The organism is Streptomyces sp. NRRL B-1347 (genome assembly GCF_000720325.1).
Classification (GTDB): Bacteria; Actinomycetota; Actinomycetes; order Streptomycetales; family Streptomycetaceae; genus Streptomyces.
The window spans coordinates 26,742-43,787 of sequence record NZ_JOJM01000065.1 but is presented as its reverse complement, the minus strand read 5'-3'; the positions used below and the strand labels follow the sequence as shown (position 1 = coordinate 43,787).

The following is a 17,046-nucleotide window of genomic DNA, read 5'->3' as shown; positions in this document are numbered from 1 at the left end:
TATCTGGCGTTGACTTTTGGCACGCTGTTGAGTTCTCAAGGAACGGACGCTTCCTTTGTACTCACCCTCTCGGGCTTTCCTCCGGGCGCTTCCCTTCGGCATTTCGTGTTTCCGACTCTATCAGATCTTTCCGGCTTCCCGGTCCGTTCCGACTTCCTCGGCGCTTTCCGGCCTTTCGGCCTTCCGGCGGTTCCGACTTTATCAGATCTTCTCGGCTTCCCGATCCGTTCCGATTTTCATCGGCGCCTTTCAGGTATTCGCTTTCGCGTTTCCCTTTCCAGCGGCTCCGACTTTATCAGAGATTCTGAGCCGGAATTTCCGTTCCCTTCGGGGTGACCCCGACACGTTGCCGTGTGCGGCGGGTTCCCCTCTGGCGGAGACGTAAACATACGGGAGCGGGGCGCCTCGATGCAAATCGAGGCGCCCCGCTCCGGAGCTCGCGTCGTCAGGCCTGCCCGGGGGCTCAGACCTCGACGACGACGGGCAGGATCATCGGGCGGCGGCGATAGTTGTCCGACACCCACTTGCCCAGCGTGCGGCGGATGAGCTGCTGCAGCTGGTGCGGTTCGACGACGCCGTCCTGGGCCGACTTCTCCAGGACTTCCTGGATCCGCGGGATGACCTCGCCGAACGTCCCGTCCTCGATGCCCGAACCGCGGGCCTGGATGTGCGGGCCACCGGTGATCTTGCCGGTCGTCGAGTCGACGACGACGAAGACCGAGATGATGCCTTCCTCGCCGAGGATCCGGCGGTCCTTGAGAGCCGGCTCGGTGACGTCGCCGACCGAGAGGCCGTCCACGTACACATAGCCCGCCTGGACCTTGCCGACGATCTTGGCCTTGCCCTCGACGAGGTCGACGACGACGCCGTCCTCGGCGATCACGATGCGGTCGTGCGGGACGCCGGTGAGGGCGCCGAGCTCGGCGTTGGCGCGCAGGTGGCGCCATTCGCCGTGGACCGGCATCAGGTTCTTGGGCTTGCAGATGTTGTAGAAGTACAGGAGCTCGCCCGCTGAGGCGTGGCCGGAGACGTGCACCTTGGCGTTGCCCTTGTGGACGACGTTCGCACCCCAGCGGGTGAGGCCGTTGATCACGCGGTAGACCGCGTTCTCGTTGCCCGGGATGAGCGACGACGCCAGGATCACCGTGTCGCCCGAGACGATGCGGATCTGGTGGTCCCGGTTGGCCATGCGGGACAGGGCCGCCATCGGCTCGCCCTGCGAACCCGTGCAGACCAGGACGACCTCGTGGTCCGGCAGGTCGTCGAGCGTCTTGACGTCCACGACCAGGCCCGGCGGCACCCGCAGATAGCCGAGGTCGCGGGCGATGCCCATGTTGCGGACCATCGAGCGGCCGACGAAGGCGACCCGGCGGCCGTACTCGTGGGCCGCGTCCAGAATCTGCTGGATGCGGTGGACGTGGCTGGCGAAGCTCGCCACGATGATGCGCTTGCGGGCGCCCGCGAAGACCTGACGCAGGACGTTCGAGATGTCCCGCTCCGGCGGGACGAAGCCCGGGACCTCGGCGTTCGTGGAGTCGGAGAGGAGAAGGTCGATGCCCTCCTCGCTCAGCCGCGCGAACGCGTGCAGGTCGGTCAGGCGCCGGTCCAGCGGCAGCTGGTCCATCTTGAAGTCGCCCGTGTGCACGACCATGCCCGCGGGGGTGCGGATCGCGACCGCGAGGGCGTCCGGGATGGAGTGGTTGACCGCGACGAACTCGCAGTCGAAGGGGCCGAGACGCTCCCGGTCGCCCTCGGCGACCTCGAGCGTGTACGGACGGATGCGGTGCTCCTGGAGCTTCGCCTCGATCAGGGCGAGGGTCAGCTTGGAGCCGATCAGCGGGATGTCCGGCTTCTCGCGCAGGAGGAAGGGGACACCGCCGATGTGGTCCTCGTGGCCGTGCGTGAGGACGATGCCCTCGACGTCGTCGAGGCGGTCACGGATGGACGTGAAGTCCGGCAGGATCAGGTCGATTCCGGGCTGCTCCTCCTCGGGGAAGAGCACTCCGCAGTCGACGATCAGCAGACGCCCGTCGTACTCGAAGACCGTCATGTTCCGGCCGATCTCGCCGAGGCCGCCCAGCGGGGTGACCCGCAGGCCGCCCTTCGGGAGCTTCGGCGGGGCGCCGAGTTCAGGATGCGGATGACTCAAAAGACTCTCCTCACCACGCGCGCCACGTACCTCCGGGGCACGTGGCGCGCGTGACGTTCGTGCAGTAGCAGTTGTGGGTGCAGGCACCTGGCCTGCGATGTGTTGCGTATTGAGTTGTGAAGTCTGTGTTTAGAGCTGTACCCCGCCGGCCGCAAGATCGATCTTGAGCTGGGCCGTCTCGTCCGGCGAGAGCTCGACGAGCGGCAGGCGCAGCGGTCCCGCGGGGCGCCCCTGGAGGGCGAGCGCCGCCTTGGTGGTGATCACTCCCTGCGTACGGAACATGCCCGTGAAGACCGGGAGCAGCTTCTGGTGGATCTCCGTGGCCTTCTGCACGTCGCCGCTGAGGTGCGCTTCGAGCAGGGCGCGCAGCTCGGGCGTGACGACGTGGCCGACGACGGAGACGAAGCCGCACGCGCCGACCGAGAGGAGCGGCAGGTTGAGCATGTCGTCACCGGAGTACCAGGCGAGGCCGGAGCGGGCGATGGCCCAGCTGGCTCGGCCGAGGTCGCCCTTCGCGTCCTTGTTGGCGACGATACGCGGGTGCTCGGCGAGGCGCACGATCGTTTCGGTGTTGATCGGTACGCCGCTGCGCCCCGGGATGTCGTACAGCATCACCGGCAGCTCGGTGGCGTCCGCGATCGCGGTGAAGTGCCGGTAGAGGCCTTCCTGCGGGGGCTTGTTGTAGTACGGCGTGACGGTCAGCAGGCCGTGGGCGCCGGCGTCCTGGGCGGCGCGGGCCAGCTCGATGCTGTGGCGGGTGTCGTTGGTCCCGACGCCGGCGACGACGTGGGCGCGGTCGCCGACCGCATCGAGGACGGCCCGTACGAGCTCGTTTTTCTCCGCGTCGCTGGTGGTCGGGGACTCGCCGGTGGTGCCGTTGACGATCAGGCCGTCGTTGCCTGCGTCCACCAGGTGGGCGGCGAGCTGCTGCGCGCCGTCGAGGTCGAGTGCGCCGTCCGCCGTGAAGGGCGTGACCATGGCGGTGAGGACCCGCCCGAAGGGGGTCTGCGGAGTCGAGGTCGGAGCCATGGGTAACACGCTACTCGCTGCTCAGCGCGGGGTCGCCCCTCGGGGGATGTGCTGGGTCTGACACTCAGGGAGCCCGGCACTGCCTGCTCGGGGGTTCAAGCAGTGCCGGGTCCGTTTGATCAGGCTAGATGAACTTCTAGAAATGCCGCAATACGGACACTTCAGTCGGCTCATCCGTACATCTGTGCCGTGCCGGGCCGGATGTGCCCCGACTCCTCGTTTCAGTCGGGCCCTTGGGGTGCTCGGGGTCCCGGCCCGTGCGGCTTCGTACGCCGCTGTGCGCGTCCGTCCGCGTCGCGGGGCGGCACCCGGCCGCCGACGCTCCGCCGACAATCGGCCCTGTAGTGCCCCCTCATGGCAATCTTCGGCGAATTTGCCGAAACTGGGCACCTTTTGGTCGATTCGAGCGTCTGTCTAGGCAACAGAGTTCCGTTCGAGACTCGTGAGGAGAAGCGCGCCCCATGTTCCGTCGGCGAGAGCCCGTTCCGTTCGCCTTCATCGCCGAAGCCGACAAGTTCCGCAGCAACGTCACTCCCCCACCCCGTGAGCGCGCCACGGCCGGTCAGGTCGTCGGTCGTACGCTCATCGGGCTCACCGTGGTCGCCGGTCTCGTGGGTTCCCTGCTCTTCGGCATACCTGCGATGTCCGCCGACCAGTCACCGGCAAAGACCCAGCAGTCCGAGGCGTCCGACGGCCGCTGACGGCCGCGCAGGACACGGACGGGCGCCGAGGCACCCCCTTGGCCCCGTCGGGCACCCCCTTGGGCCCCCAACGCTGGTAGCGGGGGACACGGCTCGATAGCCTCACCGGGCACAACCCGTGCGTGGAGTGAGTGAGGACCAGCCGTGCCCCTGCCTTTCCTGACCGCGGACCGCGCCTTCGACGACGCGGCCAAGGACGCCGCGCTCCCGTTCGACGACCGCGATCACTGGCGGCGGCCCTACCGTCCGGGGCCCTGGCGCGTGGCCGCCGCGGCGGTACTCCTGCTCCTCGCCTCGTACGTCCTCGTGGCCGCCGTGATCATCGCCTTCGCGGGCGCCCTGCCCGGCGCGGGCATCTGCGTGGGCGTGGCCGTCCTCGTCATCTGCGCCGCCGTCCGACTGCTGCGCGTGGGCACCTGGGTCAGCGCGCACGGCCTGCGGCACGTGACCTTCCTGCGCACCCGGACCGTGCCGTGGGCGCGGGTCGCCTCCGTGCGCACCATCCAGCAGCCCGTGCGGTGGCTCGGGCTGCCCCGCACGGTGCAGGGGCAGGCCCTGATGCTCGTCCGCCTCGACCGGCCCGCGGACGAGCGGGCGACGCTGCTCACCGACCGCGGGGCGGACTTCCTCGCGCGCCGCACCGCCTTCGACCGGGCCGCCGACACGATTGAGGTGTGGGCGGACGAATACCGCCGTACGGCGTAGGCGCCCGGCCCGTCGGTCGCCTGCGGGCCGGTGTCGGCTGGTCGCGCAGCTCCCCGCGCCCCTGGGCAAGCTGCCTCAGGCGCAGCCCCTCAGACGCTCACCGGCCTGCCCTCGTGCAGGGCGATCGCCCGCTGCATGGCCTTCCGCGCGCGGGGGGTGTCCCGGGCGTCGTGGTAGGCGATGGCGAGGCGGAACCAGCAGCGCCAGTCGTCCGGGGTGTCCTCCGTCTCGGCCTTGCGCCGGGCGAAGACCTCGTCGGCCGAGTCGCGGTCGATGCGCCCGCCGGGCGTGCGCTTCAACTCGTCGACGGGCAGGCCGCCTTCGGCCTCCAGCTCGGCCGCGAGCCGATTGGCGCGCTGGACGAAGCGCGTGTTCTGCCACAGGAACCACACGCCGATGACCGGCAGGATGAGCACCGCGACCCCGAAGGTCACGGTCAGCACGGTGCCGTGCTGTATGAGCAGCACGCCACGGCTGCCGACCAGGACGAAGTAGACGACCAGGACGGCAGCGGTGACGGCGTAGGTGATCTTTGCGCGCATGACTTCGGCTCGGCTCAGTCCAGATCCAGGAAGTGTTCCAGGCCGAAGGTGACGCCCGGAGTCTCCACCACCCTGCGGGCACCCAGGAGGATGCCCGGCATGAAGCTGCTGTGGTGCAGTGAGTCGTGGCGGATCGTGAGGGTCTCGCCCTCGCCGCCGAGCAGGACCTCCTGGTGGGCCAGCAGGCCGTTCAGGCGGATCGCGTGCACCCGGACGCCGTCGACGTCCGCGCCGCGGGCGCCTTCCAGGGCGGTCTCCGTGGCGTCCGGCTGCGGGGCGCTGCCCGCGCGCTCGCGGGCGGCGGCGATGAGCTGGGCGGTGCGCGTGGCGGTGCCGCTGGGGGCGTCGGCCTTGTGCGGGTGGTGCAGCTCGACGACCTCGACGGAGTCGAAGTACGGCGCGGCGAGCTGCGCGAACTTCATGGTGAGGACCGCGCCGATGGAGAAGTTCGGCGCGATCAGCACACCGGTCTCCGGGGACGCGTCGAGCCAGGTCCGCAGCTGCGCGAGGCGCTCGTCGGTCCAGCCCGTCGTGCCGACGACGGCGTGGATGCCGTGCCGGACGCAGAAGTCGAGGTTGCCCATCACGGAGCCGGGCGTGGTCAGCTCGACCGCGACCTGGGCACCGGCCTCGACCAGCGCCTCCAGCTTGTCGCCGCGGCCGAGGGCCGCCACCAGTTCCATGTCGTCGGCCGCCTCGACGGCCCGTACCGCTTCCGAGCCGATCCGGCCCTTGGCGCCGATGACCGCCACGCGCAGCTTGCTCATCTGCCTGTTTCCTTAACCGAGTTATGAGTCGTACGGGACCAGGGCCCGGGAGTCCCGGGTCTAGGCCACCGCTTCGTGCAGGCGGGCGGCCTGCTTGTCCTTGAGCGGGCCTATCGCCGAGAGCGACGGGCGCTGCCCCAGGATGTCGCGGGCCACCTCGCGCACCTCGTCCGGGGTGACCTCCGCGATCCTGGCCAGCATGTCGTCGACCGACATCTGCTCGCCCCAGCACAACTCGCTCTTGCCGATGCGGTTCATGATCGCGCCGGTGTCCTCGAGGCCGAGGACCGTGGAGCCCGCGAGCTGGCCGATCGCGCGCCTGATCTCGTCGTCCGTCAGACCGTGCTCGGCGACGTGGTCGAGCTCGTCACGGCAGATCTTGAGGACGTCGTGGACCTGGCTGGGACGGCAGCCCGCGTACACGCCGAACAGTCCCGCGTCGGCGAACGCCGACGTGTACGAGTACACGCTGTAGGCCAGGCCCCGCTTCTCGCGGACCTCCTGGAACAGGCGCGAGGACATGCCGCCGCCGAGCGCGGTGTTCAGCACGCCCATGGCCCAGCGGCGCTCGTCGGTGCGGGCCAGGCCCGGCATGCCGAGGATGACGTGGGCCTGCTCGGTCTTGCGGTCGACGACCTCGACGTGGCCCGAGGCGCGCACGCGGCGCACGCCCGCGCGCGGGTCGATGGGCGTGGCGTCGGTGCGCGTGAGGGCGCCCGCCTTCTCGAACGCGGCGCGGACCTGGCGGACGACCTTCTGGTGGTCCACGTTGCCCGCGGCGGCCACGACCAGGTGGGTCGGGTCGTAGTGCCGCTTGTAGAAGCGGCGGATGCGGTCCGCGGTGAGGGCGTTGATCGTGTCGACCGTGCCGAGGACCGGACGGCCGAGGGGGGTGTCGCCGAGCATCGTGTGCGCGAACAGGTCGTGCACGCAGTCGCCCGGGTCGTCCTCCGTCATCGCGATCTCTTCGAGGATGACGCCGCGCTCGGCGTCGACGTCCTCCTGGCGGATCAGTGAGCCGGTCAGCATGTCGCAGACCACGTCGATGGCCAGCGGCAGGTCGGTGTCGAGCACGCGCGCGTAGTAGCACGTGTACTCCTTGGCCGTGAAGGCGTTCATCTCGCCGCCGACGGCGTCGATCGCGGAGGAGATGTCCAGGGCGCTGCGCTTCCTGGTGCCCTTGAAGAGCAGGTGTTCCAGGTAGTGCGTCGCGCCGTTCAAGGACGGCGTCTCGTCGCGGGAGCCGACGTGGGCCCAGATGCCGAAGGTGGCCGAGCGGACCGAAGGGAGGGTCTCGGTGACGACGCGCAGGCCCCCGGGGAGGGTGGTCTTGCGGACCGTGCCGATGCCGTTCTGGCCCTTGATCAAGGTTTGGGTACGGGCGACGGCCCGCGCCTCCGAGGAGGTGCGGGCCGTCGCCTTGGAGCTACGGGACGTCACTTGGCGGCGTCGTCCTTCGCGTCCTCGGAGCCTTCCTCGCCCTCGATCACGGGGATCAGGGAGAGCTTGCCGCGGGAGTCGATCTCGGCGATCTCGACCTGGACCTTCTGGCCCACGCCGAGGACGTCCTCGACGTTCTCCACGCGCTTGCCGCCGGCGAGCTTGCGGATCTGCGAGATGTGCAGCAGACCGTCCTTGCCCGGGAGCAGCGACACGAACGCACCGAAGGTCGTCGTCTTCACGACGGTGCCCAGGTAGCGCTCGCCGACCTCCGGCATGGTCGGGTTGGCGATGCCGTTGATCGTGGCGCGGGCGGCCTCGGCGGCCGGGCCGTCGGCGGCACCGATGTAGATGGTGCCGTCGTCCTCGATCGTGATGTCGGCGCCGGTGTCCTCCTGGATCTGGTTGATCATCTTGCCCTTCGGGCCGATGACCTCACCGATCTTGTCCACCGGGATCTTGACGGTGATGATCCGCGGCGCGTTCGGGGACATCTCGTCCGGAACGTCGATCGCTTCCATCATCACGTCGAGGATGTGCAGGCGGGCGTCGCGGGCCTGCTTCAGGGCGGCGGCCAGGACGGAGGCCGGGATGCCGTCCAGCTTGGTGTCCAGCTGGAGGGCGGTCACGAACTCCTTGGTGCCGGCGACCTTGAAGTCCATGTCACCGAAGGCGTCCTCCGCACCGAGGATGTCGGTGAGGGTGACGTAGTGCGTCTCGCCGTCGATCTCCTGGGAGATCAGGCCCATGGCGATGCCGGCGACCGGGGCCTTCAGGGGCACACCGGCGTTCAGCAGCGACATGGTGGAGGCGCAGACGGAGCCCATGGACGTCGAGCCGTTCGACCCGAGGGCCTCGGAGACCTGACGGATCGCGTAGGGGAACTCCTCGCGCGTCGGGAGCACCGGCGTGAGGGCGCGCTCGGCGAGGGCGCCGTGGCCGATCTCGCGGCGCTTGGGGGAGCCGACGCGGCCGGTCTCGCCGGTGGAGTACGGCGGGAAGTTGTAGTTGTGCATGTAGCGCTTGCGCGTCACCGGGGAGAGGGTGTCGAGCTGCTGCTCCATCCGGAGCATGTTCAGCGTCGTCACGCCCAGGATCTGGGTCTCGCCGCGCTCGAACAGGGCGGAGCCGTGCACGCGCGGGATGGCCTCGACCTCGGCGGCCAGGGTGCGGATGTCGGTGACACCGCGGCCGTCGATGCGCTTCTTCTCCTTGATGACGCGCTCACGGACCAGGGCCTTGGTCAGCGAGCGGTACGCGGCGGAGATCTCCTTCTCGCGGCCCTCGAACTCCGGCAGGAGCTTCTCGCCGGCCAGCGCCTTGACGCGGTCCAGCTCGGTCTCGCGCTCCTGCTTGCCCGCGATGGTCAGCGCCTGGGCGAGCTCGGGCTTGACGGCGGCGGTCAGGGCCTCGAACACGTCGTCCTCGTAGTCGAGGAAGATCGGGAACTCGCCGGTGGGCTTGGCGGCCTTGGCGGCGAGGTCCGACTGGGCCTTGCAGAGGACCTTGATGAAGGGCTTCGCGGCCTCGAGACCGGCGGCCACGATCTCCTCGGTCGGCGCCTCGGCGCCGCCCTTGACGAGCTCGATGGTCTTCTCGGTGGCCTCGGCCTCGACCATCATGATCGCGACGTCGCCGTCCTCGAGGACGCGACCGGCGACGACCATGTCGAAGACGGCGTCCTCGAGCTCGGTGTGCGTCGGGAAGGCGACCCACTGGCCCTTGATGAGCGCCACGCGCGTGCCGCCGATCGGGCCCGAGAAGGGCAGGCCGGCCAGCTGCGTGGAGCAGGAGGCGGCGTTGATCGCGACCACGTCGTACAGGTGGTCGGGGTTGAGCGCCATGATCGTCTCGACGACCTGGATCTCGTTGCGCAGGCCCTTCTTGAAGGACGGGCGCAGCGGGCGGTCGATCAGGCGGCAGGTGAGGATCGCGTCCTCGGAGGGCCGGCCCTCACGACGGAAGAAGCTGCCGGGGATCTTGCCGGCGGCGTACATCCGCTCCTCGACGTCCACCGTCAGGGGGAAGAAGTCGAGCTGGTCCTTGGGCTTCTTGGACGCGGTGGTGGCCGAGAGGACCATCGTGTCGTCGTCCAGGTAGGCCACGGCGGAGCCGGCGGCCTGACGGGCCAGGCGGCCCGTCTCGAAGCGGATGGTGCGGGTGCCGAAGGTGCCGTTGTCGATGACGGCCTCGGCGTAGTGGGTCTCGTTCTCCACTAGCGGTTTCTCCGTTACGTAGCGTCTTTTCACCCCGGGCCCGTGTGGCCCGGGGTCCGCCCCTGCCCGTGTGGCGTGGGAGCGGTGCGGAGAAGCGCGCCTTGGGTGCGGGCCGGTCTTCGATCGAAGCCCCCGGGACTCGTACTCGCGTATCCCGGAGACCACTACCGAGGACCGGCGGCGGCTGGGTGCGCCTCTCCTTATGTGGTTGTGCCCATGGACGTGCGTGGTGCCTGCGCGGGCGCGCCGGGCCCCGCGCACACGTCCGGGGCTGTGTCGGACGTCACCAGACTACAAAGCGTCGGTGACACCGCGCACGTACAGCAAAGGGAGCGGCCCCCTTCGAGTGCTTCGAGTGGGAACCGCTCCCTTCACGGCGTCTTACTTGGCGCCCGCCGCACCGCGGCGGATGCCGAGGCGGTCAACCAGGGCACGGAAGCGCTGGATGTCCTTCTTGGCCAGGTACTGCAGCAGGCGGCGACGCTGGCCGACCAGGATCAGCAGACCACGACGGGAGTGGTGGTCGTGCTTGTGCGTCTTGAGGTGCTCGGTCAGGTCCGAGATGCGGCGCGAGAGGAGCGCGACCTGGACCTCGGGGGAGCCGGTGTCGCCCTCCTTCTGGCCGAACTCGGTCATGATCTGCTTCTTCGTGGCGGCGTCGAGCGACACGCGTACTCCTTGTGATGTCTTTGTCGCCTCCGAGTGCCCCTGGTCTGCTTCTCAGGGGTGCTTCCGGTACTCGGGAGGCAGGGGGTCCACCTTGGGAGAGGTGGGGTCCGCCTTGCGGCGGGATGCCGTGTCGCGCGGTCCACCGGCCGGGGGCCTGGGGATGTGCGCAGACATACGAGCGTCACACAGCGTACCAGCCTGGGCGTGTCGCCTCTTCGGCGGCGGTCCGCAGCTGATCCCATGGTGCATCACCAGGCGCGCCACCTGGTGACGCACCTGGCGCGTCGCCGTAGGTCACGCGCCGGGCGTGCGCCGGTCACGCCCCCTCGACGCCGAGTGCGCCGTAGGCCGCGCCCTCCGCCCGCTCCCCCGGCTCGGCGCGGAGCTCCTTGGGAGCGATGAAGACCCGGCCGCCCTCGACCAGCACGTCGGTCTCGCCCGGCTTCACGGGCCCGGCGCCGTCGGGGACGCTGAACAGCAGGAACGGCGTCTCCCTGCCCGATTCCGGGTCCAGGCTCACAACGGCGTCCGGGGCGACGCCGTCGGCGCTCCCCCGGAAGGCGAGGAGCCTGCCGCCGCTGAGCTCCAGCGGGTACATCGCGCCGCGACCCCGCGATTCGAACCTCCGGACGACCTTGCCCGTCGCGAGGTCGAACGAGACGATCCGGTTCACCTCGGGGTCCTTGGGCTTGGTCGCGAGGAACAGCCGGTCGCGCTCCGCCACGATGGCGTCACACGTCTCCACGGTCCCGAAGCGCGCCGTGAAGCAGTCGTCGATGTAGCGGCCCTCCGGCATGTCGACGGTGGAGCGGTAGGCGCCCAGGTCGTCGAGGGCGAGCAGCTTGTCCACGCCGGTGCCCCTGACCGCGACGGCCACGACGGCGGGCTCGGACGACACGAGGTGCACGCGCTGCACGCCGCTGGCGACGCCGTACGTCCACAGCGCCTTGCCGGTGCGCGGGTCGAGGCGCTGGACGCGGTACGTGCGGTCGGCACCGGCCCCGCACTCGCGCAGGGCGAGCAGGACGTTCCCGCCGGCCAGGCCCGCGTTCCCGCAGACCGAGGGGCGCGTGTCCTGCCAGAGCCGGTCGCCGCCCTTCATGTCGTACGCGACGGAGCCGCGGACCCAGGCGACGGTGACCGTGCCGCGGGTCATGGTCACGTTCGTGCTCGTCGGGGAGGCGTCCTTGGCGTCGGGGAGGGCGACCTGCCAGAGCTTCTTGCCGGTGTCGAGGTCGACGAGGGCGAGCTGGGTGCAAGGAGCCGGGGCGGGGGCGTCGGCACGGTCCTTCTTGCCCTTGCCCTTCTTCTTGCCGTCCTTCTTGCTCCCCTTCTTCTTGTCGCCCTTCTTCTTGTTCTTGTCGTCCCTCTTCTTGTCGTCCTTCTTGCCCTTGGGCTTCTTGGACCCCTTCTTGTCGTCCTTCGTGTCCTTCTTGTCGTCGTCCTTCTTGGGCTTGTCGTCCTCGGGGACCCTCGTGGGCTCCTGGAAGAGGACGGCCGTGCGGCCGTCGGCGGTGACGTGCCGGGTCGTGCCGCAGACGGGGCCGCCGAGCTCGGTCGACCACGCCTCCTTGGACGTACCGATCCCGAAGCCCTTGAGCGTGCCGCCCACAGCGCGTACGAGGGTCTTGTCCGTCGCCCAGGTGCCGGGGGCGCGCACGGACGCGTCCCGGCCGAACCGCCTCTCGAACGCCTTCTCCCGGTAGTCGACGGCCAGGTGGCCCACGGGGGAGCTCGGGGCCGTCTCGACGGTGTCCCTGATGGCGTCGGGCGCCTGCTGGACGGCCTTCGCGCCCTGGTCCCCCGCCTCGCTGTCGTCGGCCGCGGCCCAGACCAGCCAGCCGCCCGCGCACAGCACGAGGGCCAGCAGCCCGGCCAGGCCCGCGAGCAGGCGCGTGCGGCGCTGTTTGCGTGCGTTGTCCACGGCCAGCACGGACTGGGTGAACTGGGAACGGGGTGGGCCTTGGCTCACGCTGGGGCGCCTTTCTCCGGGTCGACCAAGAGGCGGGATGACACTGGGGCGCCGCACGTCAACTGGTCAGCGCCGAAGGCAGAGTACGGAAGGGCCGCGCGGCTCCGTACGCCGGTGTCCTCCTGCGGGCCGCCCGCCGGTGCCGCGACGGACGGCCGGTGCCGCCGGACTGACGGGTTCCAGCACGGGCGTTGGGTACGTTGCCCACCATGTCCATACCGCCGCAGCAGCCCGGCCCGCAGCAGCCGAATCCGTACCAGCACAATCCCTACGCCCAGCAGCCCCCGGGCCCGGTGCCCCCGAGCCCCTACGGACAGCCCCCGGCTCCGGCGGGGCAGCCCCCGGCGTTCCCGCCGCCCGGTGCGCCGCTGGGCGCGCCCCCCGCGGCGAAGAGACCCGTGCCCCACTGGGTGTGGGGCCTCGGCGGCGCGGTGGTCGCATCGGCGGTCTGGGCCGGGGTGCTCTTCGCCAACGGCACGCTCGGGGGCGGCGACGAGGCCGACCTCGCCGGCTACCGCTTCCAGAAGGACCTCTGCGACGCCGTCACCATCGACGCCTTCAAGGAGCGCTACGAGCCCCGGCTCGGCAGCGACCCGAACAGCCACTACGCCTCCAAGCAGCAGGGCCTCGACGCCAACAACTGCAACTGGAGCCTCAAGGACAAGAACGCGGGCGCGAGCGACTACAGCAGCGTCTTCGTGAACAGCACCGCGCAGTGGCACAAGAAGACCGACCCGAAGGGGGAGTTCGCCTCCCTCTACAAGGGGTTCGAGGACCGGTCGGGGGACACGTACGGGTACACGACGAAGTCCGTCGGCGGCATCGGGGACGAGGCCTACCTCATCGTGGAGAAGCGGTCCTCGACGGGCAGCAAGACGAGCCCCAAGGAGTTCGGCGGCATGACGCTGGGCGTGCGCGACGGCTGGTTCACGTTCGAGCTCCAGTGGAGTTGGTACGGGAGCAGCACGAGCGGCAGCGCCAAGGCGCCCTCCGAGCAGGAGGTCGAGAAGATGATCAAGTCCGACGCCCGGGACGCCCTGGCCGCGCTCAAGAAGTCGTGACCCCGCGCGCGGCCGCGCGTCTGTGACCGGCCGTATGCGCTCCGCGAGCGTCGGCCGCCAAGTAGGGTGTGCGCACAGTGCGTTCGTACGTCGGGAAGGGGCCGTTCCGCCATGGCCGAGGCACAGGACGAGGAAGTCAGGGCACGCAAGGAGCGCGAGAAGAACGAGCTCTACGCGCTCGACATCTCGGGGGTCGAATGGCAGAGCGCCCCCGGCACCGAGGCACACGAGGAGCGGGTGGAGATCGCCTACCTGCCGGAGGGCGCGGTGGCCATGCGGTCGTCCCTCGCTCCGGAGACCGTGCTGCGGTACACGGAGGCCGAGTGGCGCGCCTTCGTACTGGGCGCGCGGGACGGGGAGTTCGACCTGGAGCCCGCCCCCCACAACGGCGGGATGCCCGCGGCCGACTCGTCGGAGTGAGGCGGGCCCGGCCGGGCGGCCGGGTTCGCGGTGAGCCCTGAAGGGGCGGAAGCGGTGTGTGCCGCTTCCGCCCCTTCGCCGTTCCCCCAGGGGCATTTCATGGCGTTTGACGGTGTGCGACCGGTTTGCTCGTACTGGTGGGGAGTCGCTGACCGTCCTTGAGTGGGACGTGGCGTGAAGGACGTCGTTCCGGGGGCGGACTTGCCTGCCGTGCTCGTGCTTTTGGTGATTAGGCTGGGACGGGGCGCGACGTCAGGACCCGCGAGTGGGGTGCACGCGTCCGTCACACGGGGAGAGCCAGGCGGATCGGACGACAGGAACGGTCGCCCCCCACCACGGCACGAGCGTGCTCGAGCACACCAGGAGGCATTGTGAGCAGCGATCGGGACAAGATCCGCGACGGCTGGGACACACCCGTCGGCGATCGGTCCGACGCGGAGTCCGCTGCCGAGACGACGGGCGAGTTCACCATCGACTACGCCCCGCCCGCCTGGTACACGCAGAACGCCTCCGGCAGCAGTCAGGACACGTCGGCCGCGCCGCCGGTGTCGACGCCGCCTCCGCCCGTGTCCACGCCGTTCGCCGGGGGCGAGGAGCCCGAGCCCGCCGCCGGGCACTCCGGTCGCCCCGGGGACGGCAGCGCCGGAGCTTCCGGTTCCGGTGACTCCGGTGGTGCTCCCGCTCCGCTGGCGGCCGTGCCCAAGCTTCCCGTCGGGAGCGGTTTCCAGCAGGACTGGACCGTGCCGCCGCCTCCTACGGGGCAGCCGTTGACCCCGCCTCCGCCCGCGTCCGGCGGCGACCTGGAGAGCGGCGCCACCATGCGCTTCTCCGCCGCCGCGCTGAAGCGGGAGGTGGCTGAGCAGGGTGCCGCTCGGGCCGAAGGCGAGGCCGAGGCCGAAGCCGAGGTCGAGGCGACGGCTCCGGCCGACGCGGATGAGGCCGCTGTCGCGGATGCGCCCGGTGACTCGGGTGAGGCTGCTGGCGCTGGTGAGGGCGACGGGGCTGAAGAGGTCACGGCGGAGGCTGAGGCCACCCCCGAGAGCGAGCGTGCGGCCGATAAGGCTTCGGCTTCTACGGAGGACGTGGCTTCGACGGACGCGGCTTCGGAGGCGACTTTGGACGCGCCTTCCGGTGATGCGGTCTCCGCTGACGAGACTTCCGGTGACGTGGCTTCCGATGACGTGACTTCCGGTGACGTGCCTTCCGGCGACGTGCCTTCCGGCGGTACGGCTTCCGATGACTCCGCGAGCGTTGCGGGCGGGGCCGCCGATGAGCCTGCCGACGCCGCGCCGTTGGCCGATGCCGCGGCGTTGGCCGATGCTCCGCCGCCCACCGGGGCGCCCATCGATGTCCCGCCCCCCTTCGGGTCGGTCCCTGACGCGCCACCGCCCACCGGGGCCCCGATCGTGGCACCGCCGCCCTCCGGCGTGCCCGTCGACGTGCCGCCGCCCGCGGCCGCCGCCGTCGCTCCCCCGGCCGCGCCCGACGCCGGCCCCGGTGATGTACCGGCCGCCGCGCCGCCCGCGTGGACCCCGCCGCCCGCACCGCAGGGCGGGCTGCCGCCGCTGCCGCCCGCGTTCCAGCCCGCCGCACCCGCGGCCGCTCCGCAGTGGCCCGCCCAGAGCCAGGCCGCGCCCGGCGGCGAGGCCCAGCCGCCCGTCGCACCGCAGCCCCAGCCGCCGGTCGAGCCGCAGGCCCCCGCGCCCGTGCCGCAGGCCTGGAACGCGCCCCCCGTACCGCAGCAGGGCTACGGCTTTCCCGCCCCGGCCGCGACCAACCCGCCCGCCCCGCAAGGGAGTTACGGCTTCCCGCAGGCCGCTCCCCCGGCCCCGGCTCCCGTACAGCCGCAGGCACCCGCCCCGGCCCCCGTGCCCCAGCAGGCCCAGCCGCCGCAGGCCGTCCCGCAGGCGGCTCCGCAGCCGCTCCCGCCCGCGCAAGCCGCGCAGCCCCTGCCGCCCGCCCAGGCCGCGCAGCCCGCGCAGCCCGCTCAGCCGCAGGCGCCCGTCGACCCGCGGACCGGGGCCTCCTGGCCGCAGCCCGTGCAGCACGACCAGCGCGAGCGCACCAACCCCGGAGCGCCGCTCGGGTACACGGCCGCCGTGGAGCTCTCCTCCGACCGGCTGCTCAACAACAAGAAGCAGCGGGCCAAGAGCAGCCGCCCCGTCGGCGGCTCACGGTTCCGGCTCGGCGGCAAGAAGGAGGAGGCCGAGCGGCAGCGGAAGCTGGAGCTGATCCGCACCCCGGTGCTCTCCTGCTACCGCATCGCCGTCATCAGCCTCAAGGGCGGCGTCGGCAAGACGACCACGACGACCGCGCTCGGCTCCACCCTCGCCAGCGAGCGGCAGGACAAGATCCTCGCCATCGACGCCAACCCGGACGCCGGTACGCTCGGCCGGCGCGTGCGGCGCGAGACCGGGGCGACCATCCGCGACCTCGTCCAGGCCATCCCGTACCTCAACTCGTACATGGACATCCGGCGCTTCACCTCCCAGGCCTCGTCCGGCCTGGAGATCATCGCCAACGACGTCGACCCGGCCGTGTCCACGACCTTCAACGACGAGGACTACCGGCGCGCGATCGACGTCCTCGGCAAGCAGTACCCGATCATCCTGACGGACTCGGGCACCGGGCTCCTCTACAGCGCGATGCGCGGCGTGCTCGACCTCGCCGACCAGCTCATCATCATCTCCACGCCGTCCGTGGACGGGGCGTCCAGCGCCTCCACGACGCTGGACTGGCTCTCCGCGCACGGGTACGCGGATCTGGTGCAGCGGTCCATCACGGTCATCTCCGGGGTGCGCGAGACCGGGAAGATGATCAAGGTGGAGGACATCGTGTCGCACTTCGAGACGCGCTGCCGCGGGGTGGTCGTGGTGCCCTTCGACGAGCACCTGGCCGCCGGGGCGGAGGTCGATCTCGACATGATGCGGCCGAAGGTGCGGGAGGCGTACTTCACGCTGGCCGCGATGGTGGGTGAGGACTTCACCCGGGCGCAGCGGGCACAGGGGCTGTGGACCTCGGACGGGAATCCGCCGCCGCGGGTGGCTCCGCCGCTGCCGGGGCAGCAGGGGTACCCGGTGCCCGGGGCGCAGCCGTACGGGGGTGGGCCCGGGGGCTATCCCCAGCAGCCCCAGCCGGGGCCGGGGCCGGTGGCTCCGCCTCAGCCGTAGTCTCCGCTCCACCCTCCGGGCCCGTGCCGTCTTCGGTGCGGGCCCGCCCTATTTGGGCTAGAGCCCAGTTCGACAGTGCTGCGGCACCTCGCGCTGTGCCCACCCGTTCCGCCCCTGGGCGGACCAGCTGCCCACAGAGGGACGGAGGAGCGTCTGACCAGGGCGTCACCCCCCGACCTGGGGGGATTCAGTGGTCTTGACCAAT

General features: G+C 70.8%; 14 protein-coding genes. 6 read left to right on the top strand and 8 right to left on the bottom strand.

Annotated features, from left to right (window positions below):
* On the top strand, positions 1 to 336 hold a 336-nt coding region (locus tag IG74_RS52905; protein ID WP_199818941.1), incomplete at its 5' end, for a hypothetical protein.
* Between the two features lie 127 nt (positions 337 to 463).
* Here IG74_RS52905 and IG74_RS0136435 read toward each other — a convergent pair.
* Both IG74_RS0136435 and dapA read right to left on the bottom strand, forming a co-directional pair.
* Positions 464 to 2,149 carry a ribonuclease J gene (locus tag IG74_RS0136435; RefSeq protein WP_030686106.1) on the bottom strand — a complete coding sequence of 562 codons (1,686 nt, stop codon included), beginning with the start codon at positions 2,147 to 2,149 and terminating at the stop codon, positions 464 to 466.
* Between the two features lie 129 nt (positions 2,150 to 2,278).
* Entirely contained in the window at positions 2,279 to 3,178 is a 900-nt protein-coding gene (gene dapA, locus IG74_RS0136430; protein ID WP_030686103.1) for a 4-hydroxy-tetrahydrodipicolinate synthase, read from the bottom strand.
* A gap of 461 nt (positions 3,179 to 3,639) precedes the next feature.
* Here dapA and IG74_RS0136425 point away from each other — a divergent pair, with 461 nt between their 5' ends.
* The gene (locus tag IG74_RS0136425; RefSeq protein WP_030686101.1) at positions 3,640 to 3,879 is read left to right on the top strand and encodes a hypothetical protein; all 240 of its coding nucleotides are present in this window, start codon (positions 3,640 to 3,642) and stop codon (positions 3,877 to 3,879) included.
* Between the two features lie 144 nt (positions 3,880 to 4,023).
* The gene (locus tag IG74_RS0136420) at positions 4,024 to 4,584 is read left to right on the top strand and encodes a PH domain-containing protein (RefSeq protein ID WP_030686100.1); all 561 of its coding nucleotides are present in this window, start codon (positions 4,024 to 4,026) and stop codon (positions 4,582 to 4,584) included.
* An 89-nt stretch (positions 4,585 to 4,673) separates the two neighbouring features.
* Here IG74_RS0136420 and IG74_RS0136415 read toward each other — a convergent pair whose 3' ends face one another.
* The 6 genes from IG74_RS0136415 to IG74_RS0136390 form a co-directional block, all read right to left on the bottom strand.
* Positions 4,674 to 5,126, bottom strand: a complete 453-nt coding sequence (locus IG74_RS0136415; RefSeq protein ID WP_030686097.1) for a tetratricopeptide repeat protein — start codon at positions 5,124 to 5,126, stop codon at positions 4,674 to 4,676.
* 14 nt (positions 5,127 to 5,140) lie between these two features.
* Positions 5,141 to 5,893, bottom strand: a complete 753-nt coding sequence (dapB, locus tag IG74_RS0136410) for a 4-hydroxy-tetrahydrodipicolinate reductase (RefSeq protein ID WP_030686095.1) — start codon at positions 5,891 to 5,893, stop codon at positions 5,141 to 5,143.
* Positions 5,894 to 5,953: 60 nt separating this feature from the next.
* Positions 5,954 to 7,333 carry a M16 family metallopeptidase gene (locus IG74_RS0136405; protein WP_030686094.1) on the bottom strand — a complete coding sequence of 460 codons (1,380 nt, stop codon included), beginning with the start codon at positions 7,331 to 7,333 and terminating at the stop codon, positions 5,954 to 5,956.
* Complete coding sequence (locus IG74_RS0136400) at positions 7,330 to 9,549, bottom strand: polyribonucleotide nucleotidyltransferase (protein WP_030686091.1); 2,220 nt, start codon at positions 9,547 to 9,549, stop codon at positions 7,330 to 7,332. Before IG74_RS0136400 ends, IG74_RS0136405 begins: the two co-directional genes overlap by 4 nt.
* Before the next feature lie 381 nt (positions 9,550 to 9,930).
* On the bottom strand, positions 9,931 to 10,218 hold the full coding sequence (gene rpsO, locus IG74_RS0136395; protein ID WP_030363216.1) for a 30S ribosomal protein S15: 288 nt from the start codon (positions 10,216 to 10,218) through the stop codon (positions 9,931 to 9,933).
* Between the two features lie 316 nt (positions 10,219 to 10,534).
* Positions 10,535 to 12,190: a PQQ-binding-like beta-propeller repeat protein gene (locus IG74_RS0136390; protein WP_158857909.1), complete on the bottom strand. Its 1,656-nt coding sequence runs from the start codon at positions 12,188 to 12,190 to the stop codon at positions 10,535 to 10,537.
* A gap of 209 nt (positions 12,191 to 12,399) precedes the next feature.
* On the opposite strand from IG74_RS0136390, the gene IG74_RS0136385 reads away from it, so the two are divergent.
* From IG74_RS0136385 to IG74_RS0136375, 3 genes are all read left to right on the top strand, one after another.
* A complete protein-coding gene (locus IG74_RS0136385; protein ID WP_030686086.1) occupies positions 12,400 to 13,251 on the top strand; it encodes a hypothetical protein in 852 nt (283 codons plus the stop codon).
* Between the two features lie 111 nt (positions 13,252 to 13,362).
* Positions 13,363 to 13,671, top strand: a complete 309-nt coding sequence (locus IG74_RS0136380; RefSeq protein WP_030686084.1) for a DUF397 domain-containing protein — start codon at positions 13,363 to 13,365, stop codon at positions 13,669 to 13,671.
* A gap of 371 nt (positions 13,672 to 14,042) precedes the next feature.
* Positions 14,043 to 16,841 carry an SCO5717 family growth-regulating ATPase gene (locus IG74_RS0136375; RefSeq protein ID WP_037826661.1) on the top strand — a complete coding sequence of 933 codons (2,799 nt, stop codon included), beginning with the start codon at positions 14,043 to 14,045 and terminating at the stop codon, positions 16,839 to 16,841.
* The last annotated feature ends 205 nt before the right edge of the window (positions 16,842 to 17,046 follow it).

Coding starts and splice junctions, on each gene's coding strand:
- IG74_RS0136415 (WP_030686097.1), bottom strand. CDS start 5,126: ATGCGCGCAAAGATCACCTACGCCGTCACCGCTGCCGTCCTGGTCGTC.
- IG74_RS0136425 (WP_030686101.1), top strand. CDS start 3,640: ATGTTCCGTCGGCGAGAGCCCGTTCCGTTCGCCTTCATCGCCGAAGCC.
- IG74_RS0136385 (WP_030686086.1), top strand. CDS start 12,400: ATGTCCATACCGCCGCAGCAGCCCGGCCCGCAGCAGCCGAATCCGTAC.
- dapB (WP_030686095.1), bottom strand. CDS start 5,893: ATGAGCAAGCTGCGCGTGGCGGTCATCGGCGCCAAGGGCCGGATCGGC.
- IG74_RS0136380 (WP_030686084.1), top strand. CDS start 13,363: ATGGCCGAGGCACAGGACGAGGAAGTCAGGGCACGCAAGGAGCGCGAG.
- dapA (WP_030686103.1), bottom strand. CDS start 3,178: ATGGCTCCGACCTCGACTCCGCAGACCCCCTTCGGGCGGGTCCTCACC.